This window comes from Porcipelethomonas sp. (assembly GCF_051893655.1).
Classification (GTDB): domain Bacteria; phylum Bacillota; class Clostridia; order Oscillospirales; family Ruminococcaceae; genus Porcipelethomonas.
This window is the reverse complement of record NZ_JBJFHN010000125.1, coordinates 1-21,396: the sequence shown is the minus strand read 5'-3', so window position 1 is coordinate 21,396 and position 21,396 is coordinate 1. Positions and strand designations below refer to the sequence as shown.

Below are 21,396 nucleotides of genomic sequence, written 5' to 3'. Positions count from 1 at the left end.
TTTTTTTGCAGTATTATTATTTTCCATATACAGGAGATTTATTCATAGCATCCGTTAATAAAAACAATATAAAAATAAAAAGGAGCTTTTTACTCAAAAAGCTCCCTTTTGTCATCTATTACATTAATAATCTTATTCAGCCTGGTTGTCAGTTACAACATCCTTGATACCAGCTGCCAGTCCGGCAATACCCTGAATTTCACTTGGTATAATAATCTTTGTAGCTTTACCGTCAGCAACACGAGGGAATGATTCAATCGCCTTATACTTCAATACACGTTCAGTAGGATTAGCCGCATTGAGTCTTTCAAGAGATTCTGCCTTTGCATTCTGAACATTCGCAATTGCCATTGCGTCACCCTCAGATTCAAGAATCTTCTTTTCCTTTACAGCGTTTGCACGAAGAATCATAGCTTCCTTCTCAGCCTGAGCCTTAAGTATTTCAGCTTCCTTTGCAGCCTCTGCACGAAGAATCTGAGATTCCTTTTCACCCTGTGCCACCAAAATCTTAGATTTCTTTTCACCTTCTGCAAGCAGAATTTTTTCACGGCTTTCACGTTCAGCCTTCATCTGTTTTTCCATTGAATCCTGAATTTCTCTTGGCGGCAGAATGTTCTTAAGCTCTACACGGCTTACTTTAATACCCCAGCGGTCTGTTGCCTCATCCAGAATAGCAGTAATCTGCTTATTGATTCTGTCACGGGATGTAAGAGTTTCGTCAAGAACCATATCACCGATAATATTACGCAGCGTTGTTGCACAAAGATTTTCAATAGCTGATAAAGGACGCTCTACACCATAAGCATACTGCTTGGCGTCAGTTACCTGAAAAAATACAACCGTATCAATCTGCATTGAAACATTATCTTTGGTAATAACTGACTGAGGTTTAAAATCCACAATCTGATCCTTAATGGAAACTTTTTTGGAAATCCTGTCAAGGAATGGAACAAGAAAATGCGGACCTGTAGTCCACTGAGCATAAAAAGTACCAAGTCGTTCAACTATGTATACCTGTGCCTGAGGTACAATTTTTATTCTTGAAACAATAACAATAATAGCAAATAATATAATGCCTAAAATAATATACTCCATAATATCCTCCAATTAAATCTTTACAGCAGTTTTGTTTTTTTCTTCACAAAGGGAAACAATAAGTTTTGATCCCCTGATTTCTTTTACAGTAACAATTGTTCCTGCGGGAATTTTGATTCCGTCATAAGATACGGCTTTCCAGTCTACGCCGTTTATCTTAGCTCTTCCTGTTCCTGCATCATTATTGATATCTTCAATTACTACAGCTGTTTTTCCTATATCCAGATCCGCATTTGTAGCCTGTGCCTTGCCAAATGTTATTTTCTTAAGCAAAGGTCTTGTCACAGCAAGCAGTACCAGAGAAACTATAACAAAAATAAGCAGCTGATTTGCCAGACTAAGATCACACAAAGCCGCTATAAATCCGCCGATAGCTCCTGCTGCAAACCAAATGGATACCAACTGAAACGTAACAAGCTCGCAAATTACCATTACTGCAAAAATTACGCCCCATAGAATCAGATGCGCAAGCATAATGTTCTCCTTTCATCATAATTTCATATTATTGCTGTAAGCTTTTAGAAATCACATCTATTAGTGTTCCCATAAGCTTATATTTATTTTAACACATAAAACAAAAAAATACAACAGTCAAAAAATGATGATTCTGACCTTTTTTGACTGTTTTAACGATTTTTCATAAATTATATCTATGCAGACTGTAAAAAAGCTTAAATTTAAAATAAATATCATTATTAAAATGACTTTTTCGACAAGCTGATCTATGTTACTTACCGAATTGTCTTATTACAATTTCCAGATATATTCTGCATACTTTTGAATGCTCAGGATTTCTTCATATTTCTCACAATCTCACTGTTCACATTTTTCTATACTTTTACATGATTTTTTCAATATATCTCTCTGAACGGCGATGGTTTCCAGAGTATCACCCAACTGAGTAAAAACCGCACCCCACAATGCCAGTTCATCATCACAAAGCTTTGATGCAAACATATTGGCAAATGCTGTTACCGACGCCGTTAGTTCACATGGTGTCAACATATACCGCCTCCTGATGGTATTATATGCAGACAAATCCATAAATGTGTACAATATTGATTTCGAATTTGTCACCCAAATTCGAAATCAAAGTTGACATTAAACATTAAAAATGATATAATAAAAAAATCAATCCACACTTATTCAGAAAGGAGCATCAGATAAAAAATGAGTATTATATCTGAGCTTAAAGAAAAAATTTTAAACGGCGGACAAATTGACAAATCTGAAGCTATGAAGCTATGGGATGCAGATTATAATGAACTGTGTTCAGCAGCAAATGAAATAAGAAAAAAATTTTGTTCAGATGATTTTGATATCTGTACCATTATCAATGGAAAAAGCGGCAAATGCTCAGAAAACTGCAAATTCTGTGCCCAGTCATCATTTTACCATACAGGTGCCGGAGAATATCCTCTGTTAGATACAGAAAGCATTGTAAAGGAAGCCAGATATAATGCCAGTCAGGGTATACTCAGATTTTCCATTGTCACATCCGGACGAAAGCTAAATGAAAAGGAAATTGATATAATGTGTGATACTGTCCGTGAGATACATAAAAATACTAACATATCTGTATGTGTTTCCTTTGGACTTTTAAATGAAGAACAATACAGAAAGCTTAAGGACGCCGGTGTATCAAGAGTACATAACAACATTGAAACATCCGGAAACAACTTTAAAAATATATGCACTACTCATACTTTTGATGATAAAATAAATGCAATTAATGCTGCAAAACGTGCCGGACTTAATGTATGCAGCGGCGGAATCATGGGACTTGGAGAAACAAATGAAGACCGTACAGACATGGCTTTTACACTGAAAGAGCTTAATATAAAATCAGTGCCCTTAAATATGCTCAATCCAATAGCCGGAACGCCTTTTGAAAACAATAAAAAGCTTACTGAAAAGGATATGTGCCGTATCTGTGCAGTTTATCGGTTTATACTGCCTGATGCTTCAATACGTCTTGCCGGCGGACGAGGTCTTATGACAGAAAAGGGAAAAGAATGCTTTCAATCAGGAGCAAATGCTGCAATTTCCGGTGATATGCTGACTACATCAGGTATAACTATTGAAACTGATATGAAAATGATTCAGGAACTTAATTATAAGCCGGCTCTTTGTAATGAATAAAAATCTATCCTACTATTGAAGGCAAAATAAACTATAAAAAGCTTGAATTTTTAAGTAAATCAGGGCAGACCTTTCTTACAGGGTATGCCCCTCTTTACCGGGGGGCGTCCTGTCTCATTCAAAAAGACAGGCATTTTTTATTTATTGTAGTAAAACACTGCCAGCTGTGTTCTGTCTCTCAAAGAAAGCTTTTCCAGAATTTCACTTAAATAATTTCTTACTGTCCCTTCGCTTAAATATAGTCTTCCCGCAATTTCCTTATTGCTTAAGCCTTCCGCAACAAGTTCTATTATATCTTTCTCCTTCTGGCTTATGCCATATTTTTCATAATCAAACTCAGATTTTTTATTCATCAGAACCGGAAGCTTACTTATAACTTCATCTCCGAACACGCTCTGACCTTTCATAACTGTCTTTAAAGCAGGGGCAATACACTCAAAATTCTGCTTTAAAATATATCCTTTTGTACCAAGTCTTAAAGCCTTTACAATATATTCGTCATCAGAAAATGTAGTAAGATATAATATTTTGGCATCATCATGCTTTTTAAGTATTATTTCTCCTGCCTCCAGTCCCGTCATACCCTGCATGCGTATATCCATAAGCAAAACATCCGGATTGAATCTATCATACAATTCAACCGCTTCTTCACCACTGCTTCCAATTGCCGCTACCTTAATATCTCCGCCCGATTCCAGAATTGTTTTCAGGGATAATGCCACAAGATTATCGTCATCCACAATTACAATATTCATACTGTACTCTCCTGTTTTTTTATTGATACAAATATTTTAAAACTATTTTTATCCACATAGCATTTAAATATTCCACCTAGATTTTCAGCACGTTCTTTCATATTTAAAAGTCCTATTCCGGTTTCGCTTGATTTACTGCTGTTAGTACCATTGTCTGTTATCATAAGCTGATAAAACGCCGGATGCTCACGAATTGTTATATTGGCAGTATTGCCATTACTATGCCGGATTATATTTGAAATTCCTTCTTTCACAATTCCTATAAAACAATATTTTACATTTTTGGGCATATTTTCACTGAAATCAAGTTCAAGCTGTACTTCAAACCTTTCATTCAAAATTACCGAAAGTTCGGTTACCGTACTTTTCAGATTGACAGAATCGTCATGCAGATTGTGAACACTTTCTCTTATGCTGGTCATTGCCGTATTCAGACTGTCCTTTATACTTTCCATTCCTGACTGCACATTTTCATCATTATTTATTACCATGATGAATCCCTTATTAAAATAAATCTGGAATTAGCTTCCTCCAGACTGCTGCTATGCTTTTGCAGAAAAATGCATACAGTTATGCTCATCTATTTTTATGTCAACCGTTTTTTAAGTAAGAATGATGTTAAACAAACAGTCACTCCTGATACAAAATATATCAGGAGTGACCAAATCACTTTCCAGTCATTTTTTATACTGACTTGTTCTGAGTATTTTTTCAGCGTTTTCAACACGTTCCCTGCCAGGAGGATTTATACCAGTCAGCCCATACGGAATACCAAGATTTTCCCACTTAAACACTCCTAGAGTGTGATAAGGAAGAACCTCTACCCGCTCAACATTCTGCAATGTATCAATAAAGTATGAAAGCTCGTTTAAATCCTCGTCAAAATCACTGTACTGAGGCACAAGCACATGACGTATCCAGACTGGTTTTTTTATATCAGACAAATATCTTGCCATATCAAGAATATTACTATTGTCAAAGCCGGTTATTATTTTATGACGTTCCGGATTTATCTCCTTTAAATCCAGTAAAAGAAGATCAGTATAGTTCATGAGTTCATTAAATTTTGAAAAAAACGGTTCTTCTCTGGTAAAAGGATTTCCGGCAGTATCAATAACAGTACTAACCCCCTGCTTTTTAGCTTTTTTAAAAAAATCTATCAGAAAATCAATATGCAGCAGCGGTTCTCCTCCGCTGACAGTAATGCCTCCGGTATCCTTCCAGTAGCTCTTATATCTGAAAGCCTTTTCCAGCAGATCATCCGCATTCATCTCTTCTCCGCCGTTAATATCCCATGTATCAGGATTATGACAATATTTGCATCGCATACGGCATCCCTGTAAAAATACTATAAATCTTACTCCCGGACCATCAGCAGCACCAAAGCTTTCAATTGAGTGAACTCTTGCTGTCAAATTTTTATTCTGGCACATAAATTTTCCTCCGATATAATTTAAGAATTGCAAAGTCTCCCTGCAAAAGCAGAGAGACTTCTATCGCAAAAAGTATTACTTTATAAATCAGATTCTGTCGTGACAAGTTCTTGAAATAACATCAAGCTGCTGTTCACGTGTAAGATCAATAAACTTAACAGCATATCCTGAAACACGGATTGTGAAGTTTGCATATTCTTCCTTTTCAGGATGTTCCATAGCGTCAATAAGCTTCTCTTTACCGAAAACGTTAACGTTAAGATGATGAGCTCCCTGTTCAAAATAACCGTCAAGAATATTTACAAGATTTGTAACCTGTTCAGACTCACTGTGACCCAGAGCGTCAGGATTGATTGTCTGTGTATTTGAAATACCGTCAAGAGCATATTCATAAGGAAGCTTTGCAACAGAATTAAGTGAAGCAAGCAGACCGTTCTTTTCTGCACCATATGATGGATTTGCACCAGGAGCAAGCGGTTCGCCGGCTTTTCTTCCATCCGGAAGAGAAGCAGTTGCCTTACCATATACAACATTTGAAGTAATTGTAAGAATTGATGTTGTAGGTTCAGAATCACGATATGTGTGGCACTGTTTAATCTTTCTGAGAAATGTCTTAAGCAGCCATACAGCAATTTCATCTGCACGTTCATCATCATTTCCGTATCTTGGGAAATCACCTGTTGTTTCAAAGTCAGTAGCAATTCCGTCTTCATCACGGATAACTCTGACCTTTGCATATTTGATTGCACTGAGTGAATCAACAACATGTGAAAATCCGGCAATACCTGTTGCGAATGTACGGCGTACATCTGTATCAATAAGAGCCATTTCAGCAGCTTCATAGTAATACTTATCATGCATATAGTGAATCAGATTCAATGTATGAACATATATGCTTGCAAGCCAGCTCATCATATCGTCAAACTTTTCCATTACTTCATCATAATCAAGATATTCCGAGGTAATCGGAACATATTTCGGACCTACCTGTACCTTTGTCTTTGCGTCAACACCGCCGTTTATTGCATACAGCAGGCATTTTGCAAGATTTGCACGGGCACCGAAGAACTGCATTTCCTTACCTGTCTGTGTAGCTGATACACAGCAGCAGATAGCGTAGTCATCGCCCCATTCAACACGCATAACTTCATCATTTTCATACTGAATTGAGCTTGTACGTACGGAAATTGCAGATGCATAGCGTTTGAATGCTTCAGGGAGATTTGAAGAATAAAGAACTGTAAGGTTTGGTTCCGGTGAAGGACCCATATTTTCCAGTGTATGCAGGAAGCGGAAGTCATTCTTTGTAACCATATGACGACCATCAACGCTCTTTCCGGCGATGCTCAGTGTTGCCCATACCGGATCTCCTGAGAACAGTTCATTATATGAAGGAATACGTGCAAATTTAACCATACGGAATTTCATAACCATGTGGTCAATAAGCTCCTGAGCTTCAGATTCGGTAAGCTTTCCTTCATCAAGATCACGCTGAATATAAATATCAAGGAATGTAGAAATACGTCCGACACTCATTGCAGCACCATTCTGTGTCTTGATAGCTGCCAGATATCCGAAATACAGCCACTGGCATGCTTCACGTGCATCCTTTGCCGGTGCTGAAATATCAAAGCCATATGATGCAGCCATTACTTTCATGTCTTTCAGAGCCTTTATCTGCATGCTGATTTCTTCACGCTGACGGATAACATCATCACGCATTTTACCATTTCCGCAGAATTCAAGGTCTTTGGATTTTGCCTCAACAAGCATATCAATACCGTAAAGAGCAACTCTTCTGTAATCGCCTACAATACGGCCTCTTCCGTATGTATCCGGAAGACCTGTGATGATTTTATTTTTACGGGCTGCACGCATTTCAGGTGTATATGCATCAAATACGCCCTGATTATGTGTTTTATGATACTCTGTAAATATTTTATGAAGTTCCGGATTTGGTGTGTATCCATAAGTTGTACATGCTTCCTCAGCCATTCTGATTCCGCCGAACGGCATAAATGCACGCTTAAGCGGCTTATCAGTCTGAAGACCTACAACCTTTTCAAGATCCTTCATACTTTCATCAATATAACCCGGTTTATGTGATGTAATAGTGGAAACTATATCTGTATCCATATCAAGAACGCCGCCTTTTGCACGTTCTTCTTTCTGTAATTCCTTAAGTTTTCCCCAAAGCTTGTTTGTAGCCTCTGTAGGGCCTGCAAGGAATGATTCGTCACCGTCATACGGTGTATAGTTGTTCTGAATGAAATCACGTGTATCGATTTCTTCCTGCCACTTTCTGCCCTTAAAGCCATGCCACTGTTCATACTTTGACATTGCAATAACCTCCTTAAAAATCACCGTGCGTTAGCGTGAGCTAACCGGACTTCTGAAAATAAAATGCCTTTGCGGTATTCTTCAGAAATCCTATCCGGTTTGTTACTAATATTAAAACATATTTCATAGAAAAAGTCAATATGTATTATATTCAAAAAACATCAATTTTTTCTTTATTTTTAGTACAAAACAGGAATGACTATTACATTTTTGTTAAATTTATAAAAAAATATAGTAAATAACTCCGGATTTTTTACGTTTTTACTATATTATTACAGAAAATTTTACTGTTTACGGATTTGTGCGGATTTTGCATCATTTATAAAAAATTTACTTGCCAGCGGAATAAAAATACCGCCTGCAGTGTTTCCAAAAGTCATAATAAGAATGTAAATAACAGCAGAAACCCGATGCAATATAAATCACATCGGGTTCTGGCTGCATATAAATATTATTTACATTAAATCAAGCCTTCTGCCTTTGCCGCACTTCTGGCTGTCATAAACTGAGCAATTAAAGCGGCATCTCTGACATCTGTTTTTCCGTCAGAATTAAAATCGGCTGTATCAGGCAGTTCATCCGCCTTACCGGAAGCTAATTTCTGTGCAATAAATGAAGCATCTCTTATGTTAAGGATATTGTCACCATTAGCTTCGCCATATGCAGTAATGCTTAAAGGCAAAGTATCCCAGGTATAAAAACTAAAATCACAAACCTGTCTTATGCAATATTGATATTTGGTAATAAATAAGATATCATCATCCGTTATTTCATTTTTTGATATCGAAAAATCCTTATCATAAATAACAAAATGATTTAACCATTGAGGAATTTCGGATATTACAGGACTTTCTATTTCAACTTCTCTTCCGCCAAGAAGATTCTTTAATTTCTTTTCAGATTCCAGAAATTTATATTTCCCATCATTTCTTACATTAACAGAAAATCTGGTATATAATATTTTTATATCACCAGCGTTGTCAGCTGTATCTTCATTTGTAAGAAGTGAATTATATGTGTTATCAACATATTTTACCCATGTATTGTATTGAGCTTCTGCTCCTTCCAATTCAAAAAATTCTTCCTTGCTCATATTCTCCAATTCTGTAAGAGAATATTCTTTAGTTTTTACATTTTCAGCACCTGCTGCAATACTTCCTGCCATCGAAAATGCCATGACACCGCTTAAAATCATACTTAACAATTTACTCTTATTCATAAATATCCCTCCATAATATATGTTTACATCAAATCAAGCCTTCTGCCTTTGCCGCACTTCTGGCTGTCATAAACTGAGCAATTAAAGCGGCATCTCTGACATCTGTTTTTCCGTCAGAATTAAAATCGGCTGTATCAGGCAGTTCATCCGCCTTACCGGAAGCTAATTTCTGTGCAATAAATGAAGCGTCTCTTATGTCAAGATTACCATCGTTATTAGCCTCTCCAACAGCTTTATATCCAATATCAAAGTCCATTCTGCTATCTAACATTTTAAAATCATTTCCTAATTGCTGTAAACTATACTCTATTTTGGTATAATATAAAATAATTTCATCTTTTTCTTCTTCTGACATTTCATTATAATTCAATTTATTATTTGTTTCATTACTTGAAGCATCCCCATCAAGCAAAATGTCATCATAATTATCAGATTCTTCATATGTGAAATATTTGTCTAATTTTATTTTTGCAGTAAACAATATGCATCCATATAATTGTCCATCATACTGCAATGGACTCTCCATTTCATATTCAACTGCATCTCCTAATATGTATTTTGTATATTTTTCTGTTTCATAAGGTCTGTATGATGTACCAAACGGACCTTCATACTTAAGAGTAGTATCATCCATATTTACGTCAACACCTAAATACAAGTTCATAAAGACGCCAAAATTATCACGAGTCAGATATGATTCTATCTCCGGCTTGCCATTATAACACGACCATAACGTGTTATTCAATACTGTGGTACACATATTGTACATATTTTTATAATCATCTTCGGCTCCATCTAAAGATAAAAACTCTTCTTTGTCAAGTTCAAGAATTTCGGCAAGGGTCATATACTGTAAATCTTCATTTGAGGAATCTTCAGCAGCTGCTGCAATACTTCCTGCCATCGAAAATGCCATGACACCGCTTAAAATCATACTTAACATTTTACTCTTTTTCATAAATATACCTCCAAAATTATTTAATTTTTCGTGCTTTCTTCTTGGAACTTATCTGGAATTTTTCCTATCCCTCCCGTTTGTCAAATTATATATAAATGACAAGTCACCTCTTCCTGCCATTTTCTTCTGTATTAAACGATACAATATTTTAATTTATTCAAATCCAGATTTTATGTACTGAAATCTACAGTTATCATAATTTTTCTATATTTTATATTTTTATTATAGCACCATATTCCAGAATTTTCAATATTAAAATAATAAAAATCAATATTTTTGTAATTTTGCACAAATTTTATTTATATTTTTTTCAAACAATAAAAGGCAAATTAAAATAATTTATGTTATATGGTTTTTTCCAATTCATGACTATTTCATATAAAAACACCAATGGCTCAGTGGTTTTACACTGAGCCATGATGCGTAGAAAAAATAATTTTTATTTCGGCTTTTGCCGATAATTTATTATAACATATATATTTAACGCTTGTAAACAGTTTTTCTACAGTCTTTTTACACAATTTTGCCAGAAAATGTATTTTACTGTGCTGTAAATCCATATCATGATTTTCACTATACTGTATAGCATATATTAATCTATATATAATAAAAACTCAAAAAAATAAATATACTGTTTTAAACTGCTTGTATTTTTTACGCATAAATGTTATAATAAGAAATGATTATTAATTTTCAGGATCGGTGAACACATGAAAAAATGGATTGTCAGAAAACCTCAGAAAGAATATTCGGAAAAAATACTCAGAGAAAGTGAAGTTACTCCGCTTTGTGCTGATATTCTTGCCGCAAGAGGATTCACCAGCGCCTCAAATGCCGCTGAACAGCTTAATACAGACGGCTTGTCTGATCCTTTTCTGTTAAAGGATATGAGAGAAGCAGCTGAAATTATAAATGAAGCTGTTGAAAATTTTGAAAGCATATGTATTTACGGAGACTATGACTGTGACGGCATTACATCAACTGTAATTCTCTTTTCATACCTTGAGTGCATGGGTGCAAATGTTATGTATTACATTCCTGAACGCAGCGAAGGGTACGGGCTTAATGCAGACGCAGTTAAAAAGCTTGCTGGTCAGGGGGTAAATTTAATAATAACCGTTGACAACGGAATATCTGCTATTGAAGAATCAAGGCTTATTTACGAGCTTGGCATGAAGCTTGTGGTTACTGATCATCATCAGCCGGGAGATGAGCTTCCTACGGCTGAAGCAATTGTAAATCCCCACAGAAAGGACTGTCCCTCAACATTTAAATATCTGTGCGGTGCAGGAATTGCTCTTAAGCTTGTTGCAGCTTTAGAAAATGGTGATTACGAAACAGCACTGAATGAATACGGTGAATTCGCTGCAATAGGCACAGTTGCTGATGTTGTTTCACTTACCGGCGAAAACCGATTTATCGTAAGCAGAGGGCTCAGACTTCTGGAAAATTCAGAGCGTCCGGGAGTTAATGAACTTATCAAAAAAAGCGGTCTTAAACCTCCGCTGACTTCAAATTCTATCGCATTCGGTTTAGCTCCCAGAATCAATGCATCAGGACGGTTCGGCTCGCCGTCACTGGCAGCAAGGCTTTTTCTTACTGATGATGACACAGAAGCTGAAATGCTGGCAGATGAACTGAACAAACTGAATACTGAACGAAAAAATGCTGAGAATGAAATTATAAATACTATCAATTCAACAATTAACGAAAATTCTGAAATATTATATGACAGAGTACTGGTGCTGAGCGGTGAAAACTGGCATCACGGGGTTATTGGTATAGTCGCATCAAGAATTATGGAACGGTTTGACAAACCTTGCTTTATTATCACAGAAGAAGGTGAAATTTCAAGAGGTTCTGCTCGTTCATTCGGAAATTTTTCTATCTATAAAGCACTGGACTACTGCTCCGATCTTCTTGTTAAATACGGCGGTCATATGGGTGCAGGAGGCTTTTCAATTGAAACTTCAAAAATCGGTGAGTTTAAAAAACGACTTCAGGAATATGCACTTGAAAATTTTGAAATAATGCCTGTTCCTGATATAACTGCTGAAAAGCTGATCCTTCCGGAAGAAATTACATTTAACAATATAGAGGGTCTTAAAATTCTTGAGCCTTATGGTGAAGGAAACCGTCAGCCTGTTTTTGCAATGTGCAATACAGTAGTTGAAGATATTATTCCACTGTCAAAGGGACTGCATACAAAGCTTAAGATACGATACGGCAGAACTTGTCTGGAGGCTTTGATTTTCCGCCGTTCGCCTGATGAGATATTTATTGAAAAGGGAGATAAGGCAGACTTCATGGTCACTATGGAAGTTCAGAATTTTGCCGGCAGAAAAACAATATCCATCATTGTTAAGGATTACCGAAAAAACGGTATTGAGCAGAAAAAATATTTTGCTGCGAAAGCTACATATGAAAAATACAAAAGAAAAGAAGAGCTTCCCGAAGCATATTATGCACGAATGTGCCCTGACAGAAATGAACTTGTACCAGTTTATAAAAAGCTTGCCTCCGGCAATTTCAGTACTGATACTCTTTACATGACCTTTGCGTCTGACAATATGAATTACTGCAAGCTGCGGCTGTGTCTTGATATTTTCAGCGAGCTGGGACTTGTAAATATAGATTATTTTTCTCAGGAAGTCAGAATTATAAGAAACGCTCCTAAAGCTGATCTGGATAGTTCTGAAATACTGCATGATTTAAGAAATAAATGCCGGACGAAGACTACAGTCTGATCAAACCGGTATCGGAATGGAGAGATTGACATGAATGATGAATATACCATTGATATGCTTATCCAGAAAATTCTGACCGATGATAAGCAGTATGACTTAAGCAAAATAATAACTGCCTATGAATTTGCAGCAAAAGCACATGAGGGGCAGACACGTTCTTCAGGTCAGCCGTATATTATTCATCCCCTTGCAGTTTCATATATTCTTCTGGAGCTTGGAATGGATACGGATACCATATGTGCTGCTATGCTTCATGATGTTGTTGAAGATACACCTGTTACTCTTGATGAGGTAAAGAAGAAATTCGGTCAGGATGTTGCTATGCTCGTTGACGGCGTAACAAAGCTCAATCAGGTTCCTATGTTCAACAAAGAGGAACAAAGAGCAGAAAACGTCCGAAAAATGCTTCTTGCTATGTCACAGGACATAAGAGTAATTATAATAAAACTTGCTGACAGACTGCATAATATGAGAACACTTAAATACCGTCCGGGAATAAAACAAAGAAACACAGCTCATGAAACAATGAATATTTATGCACCTATTGCTCACCGTCTGGGTATGAGAGGAATAAAAGAAGAACTTGAGGATCTTGCTTTCCACTATCTTGACCCCTATGCATATTCTGAAATTGAACACATTCTTGAAATCAAAAAGGATGAACGTGAAGCGTTTATTACTTCAATAAAAGAAACTATTGCATACCGTTTCAGAGATCAGGAATTTATCAAGCCTCCTCAGATAGAAGGCCGTGTAAAAAGCATTTACAGCATCTATAAAAAAATGTTTGTCCATCATAAATCAATTGAAGAAATATATGACAAATATGCTGTCAGAATAATCGTTTCAACTGTAGGCGAATGCTATAATGTACTGGGACTTGTCCATGATATGTTCCGTCCTATCCCCAACCGATTCAAGGATTACATTTCAACTCCTAAGGCAAATATGTATCAGTCACTGCATACCACTGTTTTAGGAAAGGAAGGAATTCCTTTTGAAATACAGATAAGAACATGGGAAATGCATGCCACAGCTGAATACGGAATTGCTGCCCACTGGAAATACAAGGAAGGTATTCAGCACAATGATAAAATGGATCAGCGACTTGCATGGGTACGGCAGGTCATAGAAGCCCAACAGACCTCTGATGATGTTGAAGAAATTGTAAGAATTATAAAAAATGATCTTGCACCGGAAGATATAGTCGTTATGACTCCTAAGGGAGATTCAATTTCACTTCCTGTAAATTCAACAGTAATAGACTATGCATATAAAATTCATACCCAGATAGGTCATAAAACAGTAGGTGCAAAGGTAGACGGCAAGCTCGTCCCTCTTGACTATCAGCTTCATACCGGAGAAATCTGTGAAATAATTACCAGCAGTGAACCCAACAAAGGACCAAACAGAGCATGGCTTAATATCGCAAAAACCAACGAAGCAAAATCAAAAATACGTTCATGGTTCAAAAAAGAATGCCGTGAGGAAAATATTGCAACCGGAAAAGCAGAGCTTGAAAAGGAATTCAAACATTTCAGAATACGTGTTCCTGAAGAACAGCTGGAAGAATTCCTGGCTGATGATTTAAAGCGTCATAATTGCAGTACTCTGGAAGATTTTTACGCTTCAATCGGCTACGGCGGTACTATGCTTTCAAAAATCATGCCTAGGCTTAAAGACAAATACATGAAGCTTTACAATACTGATGATGACAGCGAAACTGCTGTTATAAAACCGGTACACAAACCAAGCAGCGGTATTGTCTTAGATAAAATAGAAGACTGTACTGTCAAATTCGCACAGTGCTGCAATCCCCTTCCCGGAGATGAGATTGTGGGATTCATTACCAGAGGACACGGTATATCAGTACATACAACAAACTGCACCAATTATCTGTCTGCGGTAAAAAGAAACGATCCGGAAGAGCTTGCCAGATGGATGGATGTTCAGTGGACAGACAGCGAACAGACAAGTCTTCAGACAAGCATTGAAGTAATTGCTCTTGACAGAGTAGGTCTTGTTTACGATATTACCGCAATTTTAACAGAAGCAAGAATTCCTATTCTGCATTCTTCATCAAGAAATCTTAAAAACGGAAATGCTCTTTTTGAGGCTACTATTACTATTGCCAATACTGAACAGTTAAATGGTCTGTTTGAAAAGTTAAGACATGTTAAAAATGTTATATCAGTTGAAAGAGCAAAAATATAAATGTTGAAGGAGATTTAAATGAAAGTTTATCGCATTCCTCTCGGAAACTTTATGGCAAACTGCTATATAGTTGAAACGAGCAGAAAAAATGCCGCTGTTATTGATCCCGGTGGTGACTATCCGAAGCTTAAAGGTCTTCTTGAAGAACATAAGCTTTGCGTTAAAAAGATTCTTTTAACTCACGGGCATTATGACCATTTCGGTGCAGCGGCACAGGCGGCAGCAGAAAACGATGCTGAAATTTTTATACACGAAAATGACGCACCTATGCTTACAAGCCGCACTTTAAGCCTTGCAGATGCCATCGGAAACGGTGAATTCAATTGTGCCGAGAAATTTACTGTGATAAAAGATGGTGATAAAATAACTCTTGATGAGCTTGAGTTTGAGGTAATTCACACTCCCGGTCATACAAAGGGCGGCTTATGTTATAAATGCGAAGATTCCCTTTTTACAGGCGATACCTTGTTTAAGCTTTCCATGGGTCGTACTGATTTTCCCGGAGGCAGTATGGGAGAAATTTTCGATTCTTTAAAAAAGCTTTCTGAACTGGACGGGGATTTTAACGTATATCCGGGACACAATGAAACAAGTACCCTTTCTTTTGAAAGAAAAAATAATCCTTACCTAAAGGGAAATCCATATGAAGATTCTATTTAGCGGCCATGACTTTAAATATGAAACAGAAGCTACTGTAAAACTGTTTATTCCGTCAAGATTTACATTTCATTACGACATAACCGATGCTCCGGGTGACATAGTAATGTCCCGGCTTAAAACAGGAAAAAAATATACTTACCTTTATGCTTACTGCCGTTTGAACGGAAAATCATGCAGAAAGGCATGTCATATACCCAATGCCGGAGCTGATAAAAATACCTGTGAGCATGAAATTTGCAGACTGATTTATTTGTGTTTGCAGCAGCTTACAGGAATCACTCCTCCATGGGGACTTATGACCGGTATAAGACCTGTCAAGAAAATGGTCAGCCTTCTGGAAAGCGGTGCTGACAAACAGCAGGCATTTCAGATTTTAAAAGACAAATATATGGTTTCGCAAAGCCGTCTTGAGCTTGCTTATATGACAGCAGAAAATCAGATCCCGCTTCTTAAGGGAATGGACTGCAAAACTATAAGCCTTTATATTTCAATTCCCTTCTGCCCTACCCGATGCAGCTATTGCTCATTTATTTCCCATTCTATGGACAGTGCCAGAAAATTAATCCCGGATTATATCAGATACCTGTGCCGTGAAATTGAAATTCTGGGTAAAATAATTAATAATCTGGGACTTAAAACAGATACTGTATATTTCGGCGGCGGAACTCCCACATCACTGGAAGCTTCACAGCTTGAGATTATAATGAATAAGCTTGCTGAGTGTATTGACATTTCATCAGTCAGAGAATACAATGTGGAAGCCGGAAGGCCAGATACAATAACCATGGACAAGCTTCAGACTATAAAAAAATCCGGAGTAACAAGAATTTCTGTTAATCCTCAGACACTAAACAATGATGTTCTTAAAATAATCGGAAGACGGCATACTGCCGAGGATACCGTTAAAGCCTTTTATATGGCAAGAGAAGCAGGATTTGATAACATAAATATGGATCTGATTGCCGGATTGCCGGGAGATACATACCAGAGCTTTGAAAACACTCTGGACAAGGTTCTGGAAATGAATCCGGAAAGCATTACTGTACACACTCTGACCATAAAGCGTTCTGCAAAGCTGTACGATGAAAAAGTGAAAACCTCTGCTGATAATCCAACGTCGAAAATGGTCGGAAAAAGCATTGAATTACTGCCGGAACATGGTTATAATCCCTACTACCTGTATCGGCAGAAAAATACAATTGAAAATCTGGAAAATATCGGATTTGCAAAAAAAGGGAAAGAAAGTCTTTATAATATTTTTATAATGGACGAAACACAGACAATTCTCGGTGCAGGATGTGCTGCTTCTACCAAGCTTGTAACCCCGGATGGAAAAATAACAAGAATACATAATTATAAATTCCCCTATGAATATATAAACAGATTCAATGAACTTATGGAAAAGAAAAAGCAAATTTATGAGATATTAGAAAAATGAGGTGGCCTATGAACAAAAGAAAACTAATTTCCGCTGCTATGGCAGCACTTATAGCAGTTTGTCCGCTGCTTAATGTTTCAGCCGAGGTTCAGAATATTGATCGTCCTGATCTTAATTATTCTGATATGAAATATCAGAAATTTGACGACAGCAAGCTTACCGCTGCATCTGATGAACTCAAAAGCATAGCCGAAAAAAATACCAAAGGAAAAGAAGCAAGGGTTGAAGAGCTTATAAACATTATGCTTGAAGAATATGATTTACAGGCAACAATGTATAGTATACGCTATAACGACTTTTACTTTGATGTTACAAATGAACAGATACAGGACGAACTGCTTGAACTTGAAGAAAATTATCAGGACTATAACGATATTATCTTCTCAGCTCTTAATAAAATTTATAATTCTGATTATCAGGATATAATTTTTGATATGTTTAATGAAGATTATATTCCGGCAATAGCTTATTATGAAGAATCAGATGAAGAATATATCAAGCTTTCCAAAGAAGAACTGGAACTGACTATGGAATATGAAAAGCTCTCTGCACAGGACTACAGTGTGGAATACAAAGGGAAAACATGGAATGCAGATGAGCTTTATAATAATCCGCCTGAAAGCCAGGACGAATATGACAGAATTAATTCTATGATATTCACCCAAAAGAATAAGGAACTTGGAGAAATTTATTGTGAGCTTCTTAAGGCTCGTGATAAGATTGCAAAGCTTTACGGATATACAGACTATGCTAAATATGCCTATGAAAATCTGTATATAAGAGATTATTCTCTTGATGATGCCGACAAAATGTATGAAGAGGTTAAAACATCATTCTCTGACATTTACAACGATCTATATAACAGTCTTTCGTTCAGCATCTATTCATCAGGTCTTTCACAAGCACAGTATTCCGGTGAAGAGGTTATGGATGCAATTGAGCCGTATTTCAGTGAAATAGACCCGGATTTTGCCGAGAATTTTCAGTATCTGAGAGATCATGATCTTTATAACATTGATCCTATGCCAAATAAAATGTTCGGAGGATATACTGTTTCCTTGTATTCATATTCAGTACCATTTATTTTCAATTGCCCTATCGGTGATTATAATGATATAAGAACAATGATTCATGAATTCGGACATGCCAATGCAGAATTTATACATCCGACACGTGCGTTCGATGAAAGCTTTGGTAACTCACTTGATACCCTTGAAATACATTCTCAGGGTATGGAAGTACTTTTTACTGATTATTCCGATGATATTTTTGGTCAAAAAAGCGGAAAAGTTTTTAAAGATTATACTATCTATGCAATGACATCATCAATTATTGAAGGTTGTCTGTTTGATGAATTCCAGCGCTTTGCATATGAAAATCCCGACAGCACTGTTGACCAGCTGAATGCAAAATATGAAGAGCTATGCGGCGAATACGGAGTGGAATACTCCAGGGATGTTGTATATTTCATGGACTGGACAGATGTTGCTCATAACTACAATGCGCCAATGTATTATATAAGCTATGCGACTTCAGCACTTTCTTCTCTTGACTTATGGATAAAAAATGCAGATGACAGAGATTCGGCAATAGATACTTATAAAAATTTAATTGACTGTCAGGCCGATTCCCCATATATGGAAACAATTAAGAAAATCGGACTAAGAAATATTTTTGAACCAGGAACAATTACCAGTATTGCTGAAGAAACAAGCTATCTGCTGGAAAACGGAACAAATGCTGCAAAGGAAACTGATGTCCAGACCTCTGTATCAGCTGACAACAGTACTATTTCCACAGAAACTTCTGTGATACAGGCAGAAAACACTTTAAAAACTAAAGATTACAATGTAAAAAATATTTTCTATATTGTTTTCTCTGTTGTTTTTTCTATAATAGGAATTTTTGTTTTAGGTATTGCTGCTATGATTATTATCTTGATAGTGATGATCAAAAAACGTAAAGATAAAAATAATATAAATCAATAAAATATAAAACGGAGCTTTTTCAAGCTCCGTTTTTATTATCACATATGTTCAACCTTTATCTGACCATCTTCTGCAGTCACACCGATACCGGTAATATTTCCATTATTCTCAATAATAATATCTGCCACTTTATTTTCAATATCCTGTCTGATAACCCTTCTGATATCTCTAGCACCATAGCTTTTTCCGTATGCTTTTTCTGCAACAGCATCCAGCGCTTTCTGGTCATATTTGAAAATAATATTCTTTTCAGCAAGCGGATCTTTCATTTCATCAAGAAGCAATCCGGCAATTGATGCAAAATTTTCTTTTGTAAGCGGCTTGAACACTATAATTTCATCAATACGGCTGATAAATTCAGGTCTTAAAAATTCCCTGAGTGCCTTCATAGCCTTATCCTTTGAAATATCCTCTGCGGATTTATTAAAGCCCAGTCCGGTTGATTTGTCAGCAGAACCGGCATTAGATGTCATTGCAATAATTGTATTTTCAAAATTTATAGTTCTTCCCTGAGCGTCATTAATTTTTCCTTCGTCAAGAATCTGAAGAAGAATATTCATAACATCAGGATGAGCTTTTTCAATTTCATCAAATAAAATTACTGAATAAGGCTGTCGTCTTACTTTTTCAGTCAGCTGACCCGCCTCATCATATCCCACATATCCCGGAGGAGAACCTATCATCTTTGCAACAGAATGCTTTTCCATATATTCCGTCATATCAAGCCTTATAAGCGGTTCTGTGGAATCAAACAGCTCTCTGGACAAAACCTTGACCAGTTCAGTTTTACCCACACCAGTAGGACCTACAAATATAAATGATGCTGGTCTTCTTCTCTTGTTAAGCTGAACTCTTGTACGCTTAATTGCTTCGGATAAAACCTTTACTGCCTCATCCTGTCCCACGATATGCTTTTTTATATTGCTTTCAAGTTTTGCCATTTTAGAAAATTCCGATTCGGCAATTTTGCTGGACGGTATGCCGGTCCACAGCTCAATTACTTTTGCCAGATCCGATTCCTGAACCTGAACATTGGAAGTAATTTTTTCAAGCTCCTCAAGTTCATTTTTTACACGGATAATGTCAACCTTGACTTCTGCCAGAGCTTCATAATTGGTATCTTCCTGTTCTTCAAGAGATTTCTCCATATCAGTCAGAGTTTTAAGTTTTTTTGAAGCTTCATCATGCTTTGCGATTTCAGGAGTGCGGATACACGTACATGCACAGCTTTCATCAAGAAGGTCTATTGCTTTATCAGGCAGAAATCTGTCCTGAATGTATCTTTCGGAAAGTACTGCACACATTCTTAAAAGTTCATCACTTATTTTAACCTTGTGGTATGCTTCATAATATTTTTTTATACCCTTAAGTACTTCTACAGTATCATCTATTGTAGGTTCATTTATTGTTACAGGCTGGAATCTTCGTTCAAGGGCACTATCCTTTTCAATATACTTTCTGTACTCACTAAAAGTAGTAGCACCGATTACCTGAACCTCACCCCTTGACAGAGCAGGCTTTAAAATATTCGCAGCATTCATTGAGCCTTCAGAATCACCTGTACCAATAAGGTTATGTACCTCGTCAATAAACAGAATTATATTTCCCTCAGATTTCACTTCATTTACCAGACCCTTGACACGGCTTTCAAACTGTCCTCTGAACTGAGTTCCGGCAACAAGAGCAGTAAGGTCAAGAAGATAAACCTTTTTATCAGCAAGATTAAATGGTACCCTTCCCTCAGTAATTCTCTGGGCAATACCTTCGGCAATTGCGGTTTTACCCACACCCGGTTCACCGATAAGACAAGGATTATTTTTCTGTCTTCTGGACAAGATCTGAACAACTCTTGAAATTTCCTTATCCCTGCCAATAATATTGTCAAGCTTACCCTCTTCAGCACGCTGATTCAGATTAGTGCAGTAATTATCCAGAAATTTAAGTTCTTTCTTCTTTTTCTTTTTTTCTGCATTTTTTTCATTTCTGAAACCTGATGATCCCGGTTTCTTTTCCGCAGGCAGATTTGACTTATTTTCCTGAGCTTCATTCTGACTTGCCTTAAACGCATTAAGTCCATTATTCATCATATTCTGAATATATGGAGGCAAAGTGTCTGCACCGCCCATTTCAAAGCCTTCTCCGTCAAGAATATCCATCATCTGATCTGACATCTGTTCCAGATCCTCATCAGTTATACCCATCTGTTCCATATAGTCTGAAATCTGCGGAATATTCATTTCCTTTGCACACATCATGCAAAGACCCTCATTCTTTTTTTCATTTCCGTGCATAGAAGTAATAAATACTACTGCCGGTCTTTTCTTACACCTGCTGCATAATACCATAATTCACACCTCTCACTTAAATAAAAGTGAAATTCCTTTCTTTTTTACTTCCCGTATATCAT

At 36.7% G+C, this 21,396-nt stretch carries 16 protein-coding genes; 6 read left to right on the top strand and 10 right to left on the bottom strand.

From position 1 onward, the window contains the following. Nucleotides 1–132 precede the first annotated feature (132 nt). The 3 genes from ACI4WO_RS07405 to ACI4WO_RS07395 form a co-directional block, all read right to left on the bottom strand. Nucleotides 133–1,095, bottom strand: coding sequence for an SPFH domain-containing protein (locus tag ACI4WO_RS07405; protein WP_439806916.1), 963 nt, complete (start codon nt 1,093–1,095; stop codon nt 133–135). A 12-nt stretch (nt 1,096–1,107) separates the two neighbouring features. Next, nucleotides 1,108–1,569: an NfeD family protein gene (locus tag ACI4WO_RS07400; RefSeq protein ID WP_439806915.1), complete on the bottom strand. Its 462-nt coding sequence runs from the start codon at nt 1,567–1,569 to the stop codon at nt 1,108–1,110. A gap of 339 nt (nt 1,570–1,908) precedes the next feature. Continuing rightward, nucleotides 1,909–2,100, bottom strand: a complete 192-nt coding sequence (locus ACI4WO_RS07395; protein WP_439806914.1) for a DUF6774 domain-containing protein — start codon at nt 2,098–2,100, stop codon at nt 1,909–1,911. A 165-nt stretch (nt 2,101–2,265) separates the two neighbouring features. Between ACI4WO_RS07395 and bioB the strand changes: the two genes are divergently transcribed. Beyond that, on the top strand, nt 2,266–3,237 hold the full coding sequence (gene bioB / locus ACI4WO_RS07390; RefSeq protein ID WP_439806913.1) for a biotin synthase BioB: 972 nt from the start codon (nt 2,266–2,268) through the stop codon (nt 3,235–3,237). Between the two features lie 137 nt (nt 3,238–3,374). Here the strand turns inward: bioB and ACI4WO_RS07385 are convergent, their stop codons facing one another. From ACI4WO_RS07385 to ACI4WO_RS07360, 6 genes are all read right to left on the bottom strand, one after another. Continuing rightward, the gene (locus ACI4WO_RS07385; protein WP_439806912.1) at nt 3,375–3,992 is read right to left on the bottom strand and encodes a response regulator; all 618 of its coding nucleotides are present in this window, start codon (nt 3,990–3,992) and stop codon (nt 3,375–3,377) included. After that, on the bottom strand, nt 3,989–4,483 hold the full coding sequence (locus tag ACI4WO_RS07380; RefSeq protein WP_439806911.1) for a sensor histidine kinase: 495 nt from the start codon (nt 4,481–4,483) through the stop codon (nt 3,989–3,991). Before ACI4WO_RS07380 ends, ACI4WO_RS07385 begins: the two co-directional genes overlap by 4 nt. A gap of 186 nt (nt 4,484–4,669) precedes the next feature. Continuing rightward, nucleotides 4,670–5,425: a pyruvate formate-lyase-activating protein gene (gene pflA / locus ACI4WO_RS07375; RefSeq protein WP_439806910.1), complete on the bottom strand. Its 756-nt coding sequence runs from the start codon at nt 5,423–5,425 to the stop codon at nt 4,670–4,672. 87 nt (nt 5,426–5,512) lie between these two features. After that, the gene (gene pflB, locus ACI4WO_RS07370) at nt 5,513–7,765 is read right to left on the bottom strand and encodes a formate C-acetyltransferase (RefSeq protein WP_439806909.1); all 2,253 of its coding nucleotides are present in this window, start codon (nt 7,763–7,765) and stop codon (nt 5,513–5,515) included. A 460-nt stretch (nt 7,766–8,225) separates the two neighbouring features. After that, the gene (locus tag ACI4WO_RS07365; protein ID WP_439806908.1) at nt 8,226–8,984 is read right to left on the bottom strand and encodes a dockerin type I repeat-containing protein; all 759 of its coding nucleotides are present in this window, start codon (nt 8,982–8,984) and stop codon (nt 8,226–8,228) included. A gap of 28 nt (nt 8,985–9,012) precedes the next feature. Beyond that, nucleotides 9,013–9,942, bottom strand: coding sequence for a dockerin type I domain-containing protein (locus ACI4WO_RS07360; protein WP_439806907.1), 930 nt, complete (start codon nt 9,940–9,942; stop codon nt 9,013–9,015). 710 nt (nt 9,943–10,652) lie between these two features. On the opposite strand from ACI4WO_RS07360, the gene recJ reads away from it, so the two are divergent. From recJ to ACI4WO_RS07335, 5 genes are read left to right on the top strand one after another with little or no spacing between them, the layout of a single operon-like run. Then, nucleotides 10,653–12,689: a single-stranded-DNA-specific exonuclease RecJ gene (gene recJ / locus ACI4WO_RS07355; RefSeq protein ID WP_439806906.1), complete on the top strand. Its 2,037-nt coding sequence runs from the start codon at nt 10,653–10,655 to the stop codon at nt 12,687–12,689. Between the two features lie 30 nt (nt 12,690–12,719). Then, a complete protein-coding gene (locus ACI4WO_RS07350) occupies nt 12,720–14,903 on the top strand; it encodes a RelA/SpoT family protein (RefSeq protein WP_439806905.1) in 2,184 nt (727 codons plus the stop codon). Between the two features lie 18 nt (nt 14,904–14,921). Beyond that, nucleotides 14,922–15,563 carry an MBL fold metallo-hydrolase gene (locus ACI4WO_RS07345; RefSeq protein ID WP_439806904.1) on the top strand — a complete coding sequence of 214 codons (642 nt, stop codon included), beginning with the start codon at nt 14,922–14,924 and terminating at the stop codon, nt 15,561–15,563. Beyond that, entirely contained in the window at nt 15,547–17,001 is a 1,455-nt protein-coding gene (gene hemZ, locus ACI4WO_RS07340; protein WP_439806903.1) for a coproporphyrinogen dehydrogenase HemZ, read from the top strand. Before ACI4WO_RS07345 ends, hemZ begins: the two co-directional genes overlap by 17 nt. A gap of 8 nt (nt 17,002–17,009) precedes the next feature. Next, complete coding sequence (locus tag ACI4WO_RS07335) at nt 17,010–18,989, top strand: hypothetical protein (RefSeq protein WP_439806902.1); 1,980 nt, start codon at nt 17,010–17,012, stop codon at nt 18,987–18,989. Between the two features lie 38 nt (nt 18,990–19,027). Here the strand turns inward: ACI4WO_RS07335 and ACI4WO_RS07330 are convergent, their stop codons facing one another. Then, nucleotides 19,028–21,334, bottom strand: coding sequence for an AAA family ATPase (locus ACI4WO_RS07330; RefSeq protein ID WP_439806901.1), 2,307 nt, complete (start codon nt 21,332–21,334; stop codon nt 19,028–19,030). Nucleotides 21,335–21,396: the final 62 nt, after the last annotated feature.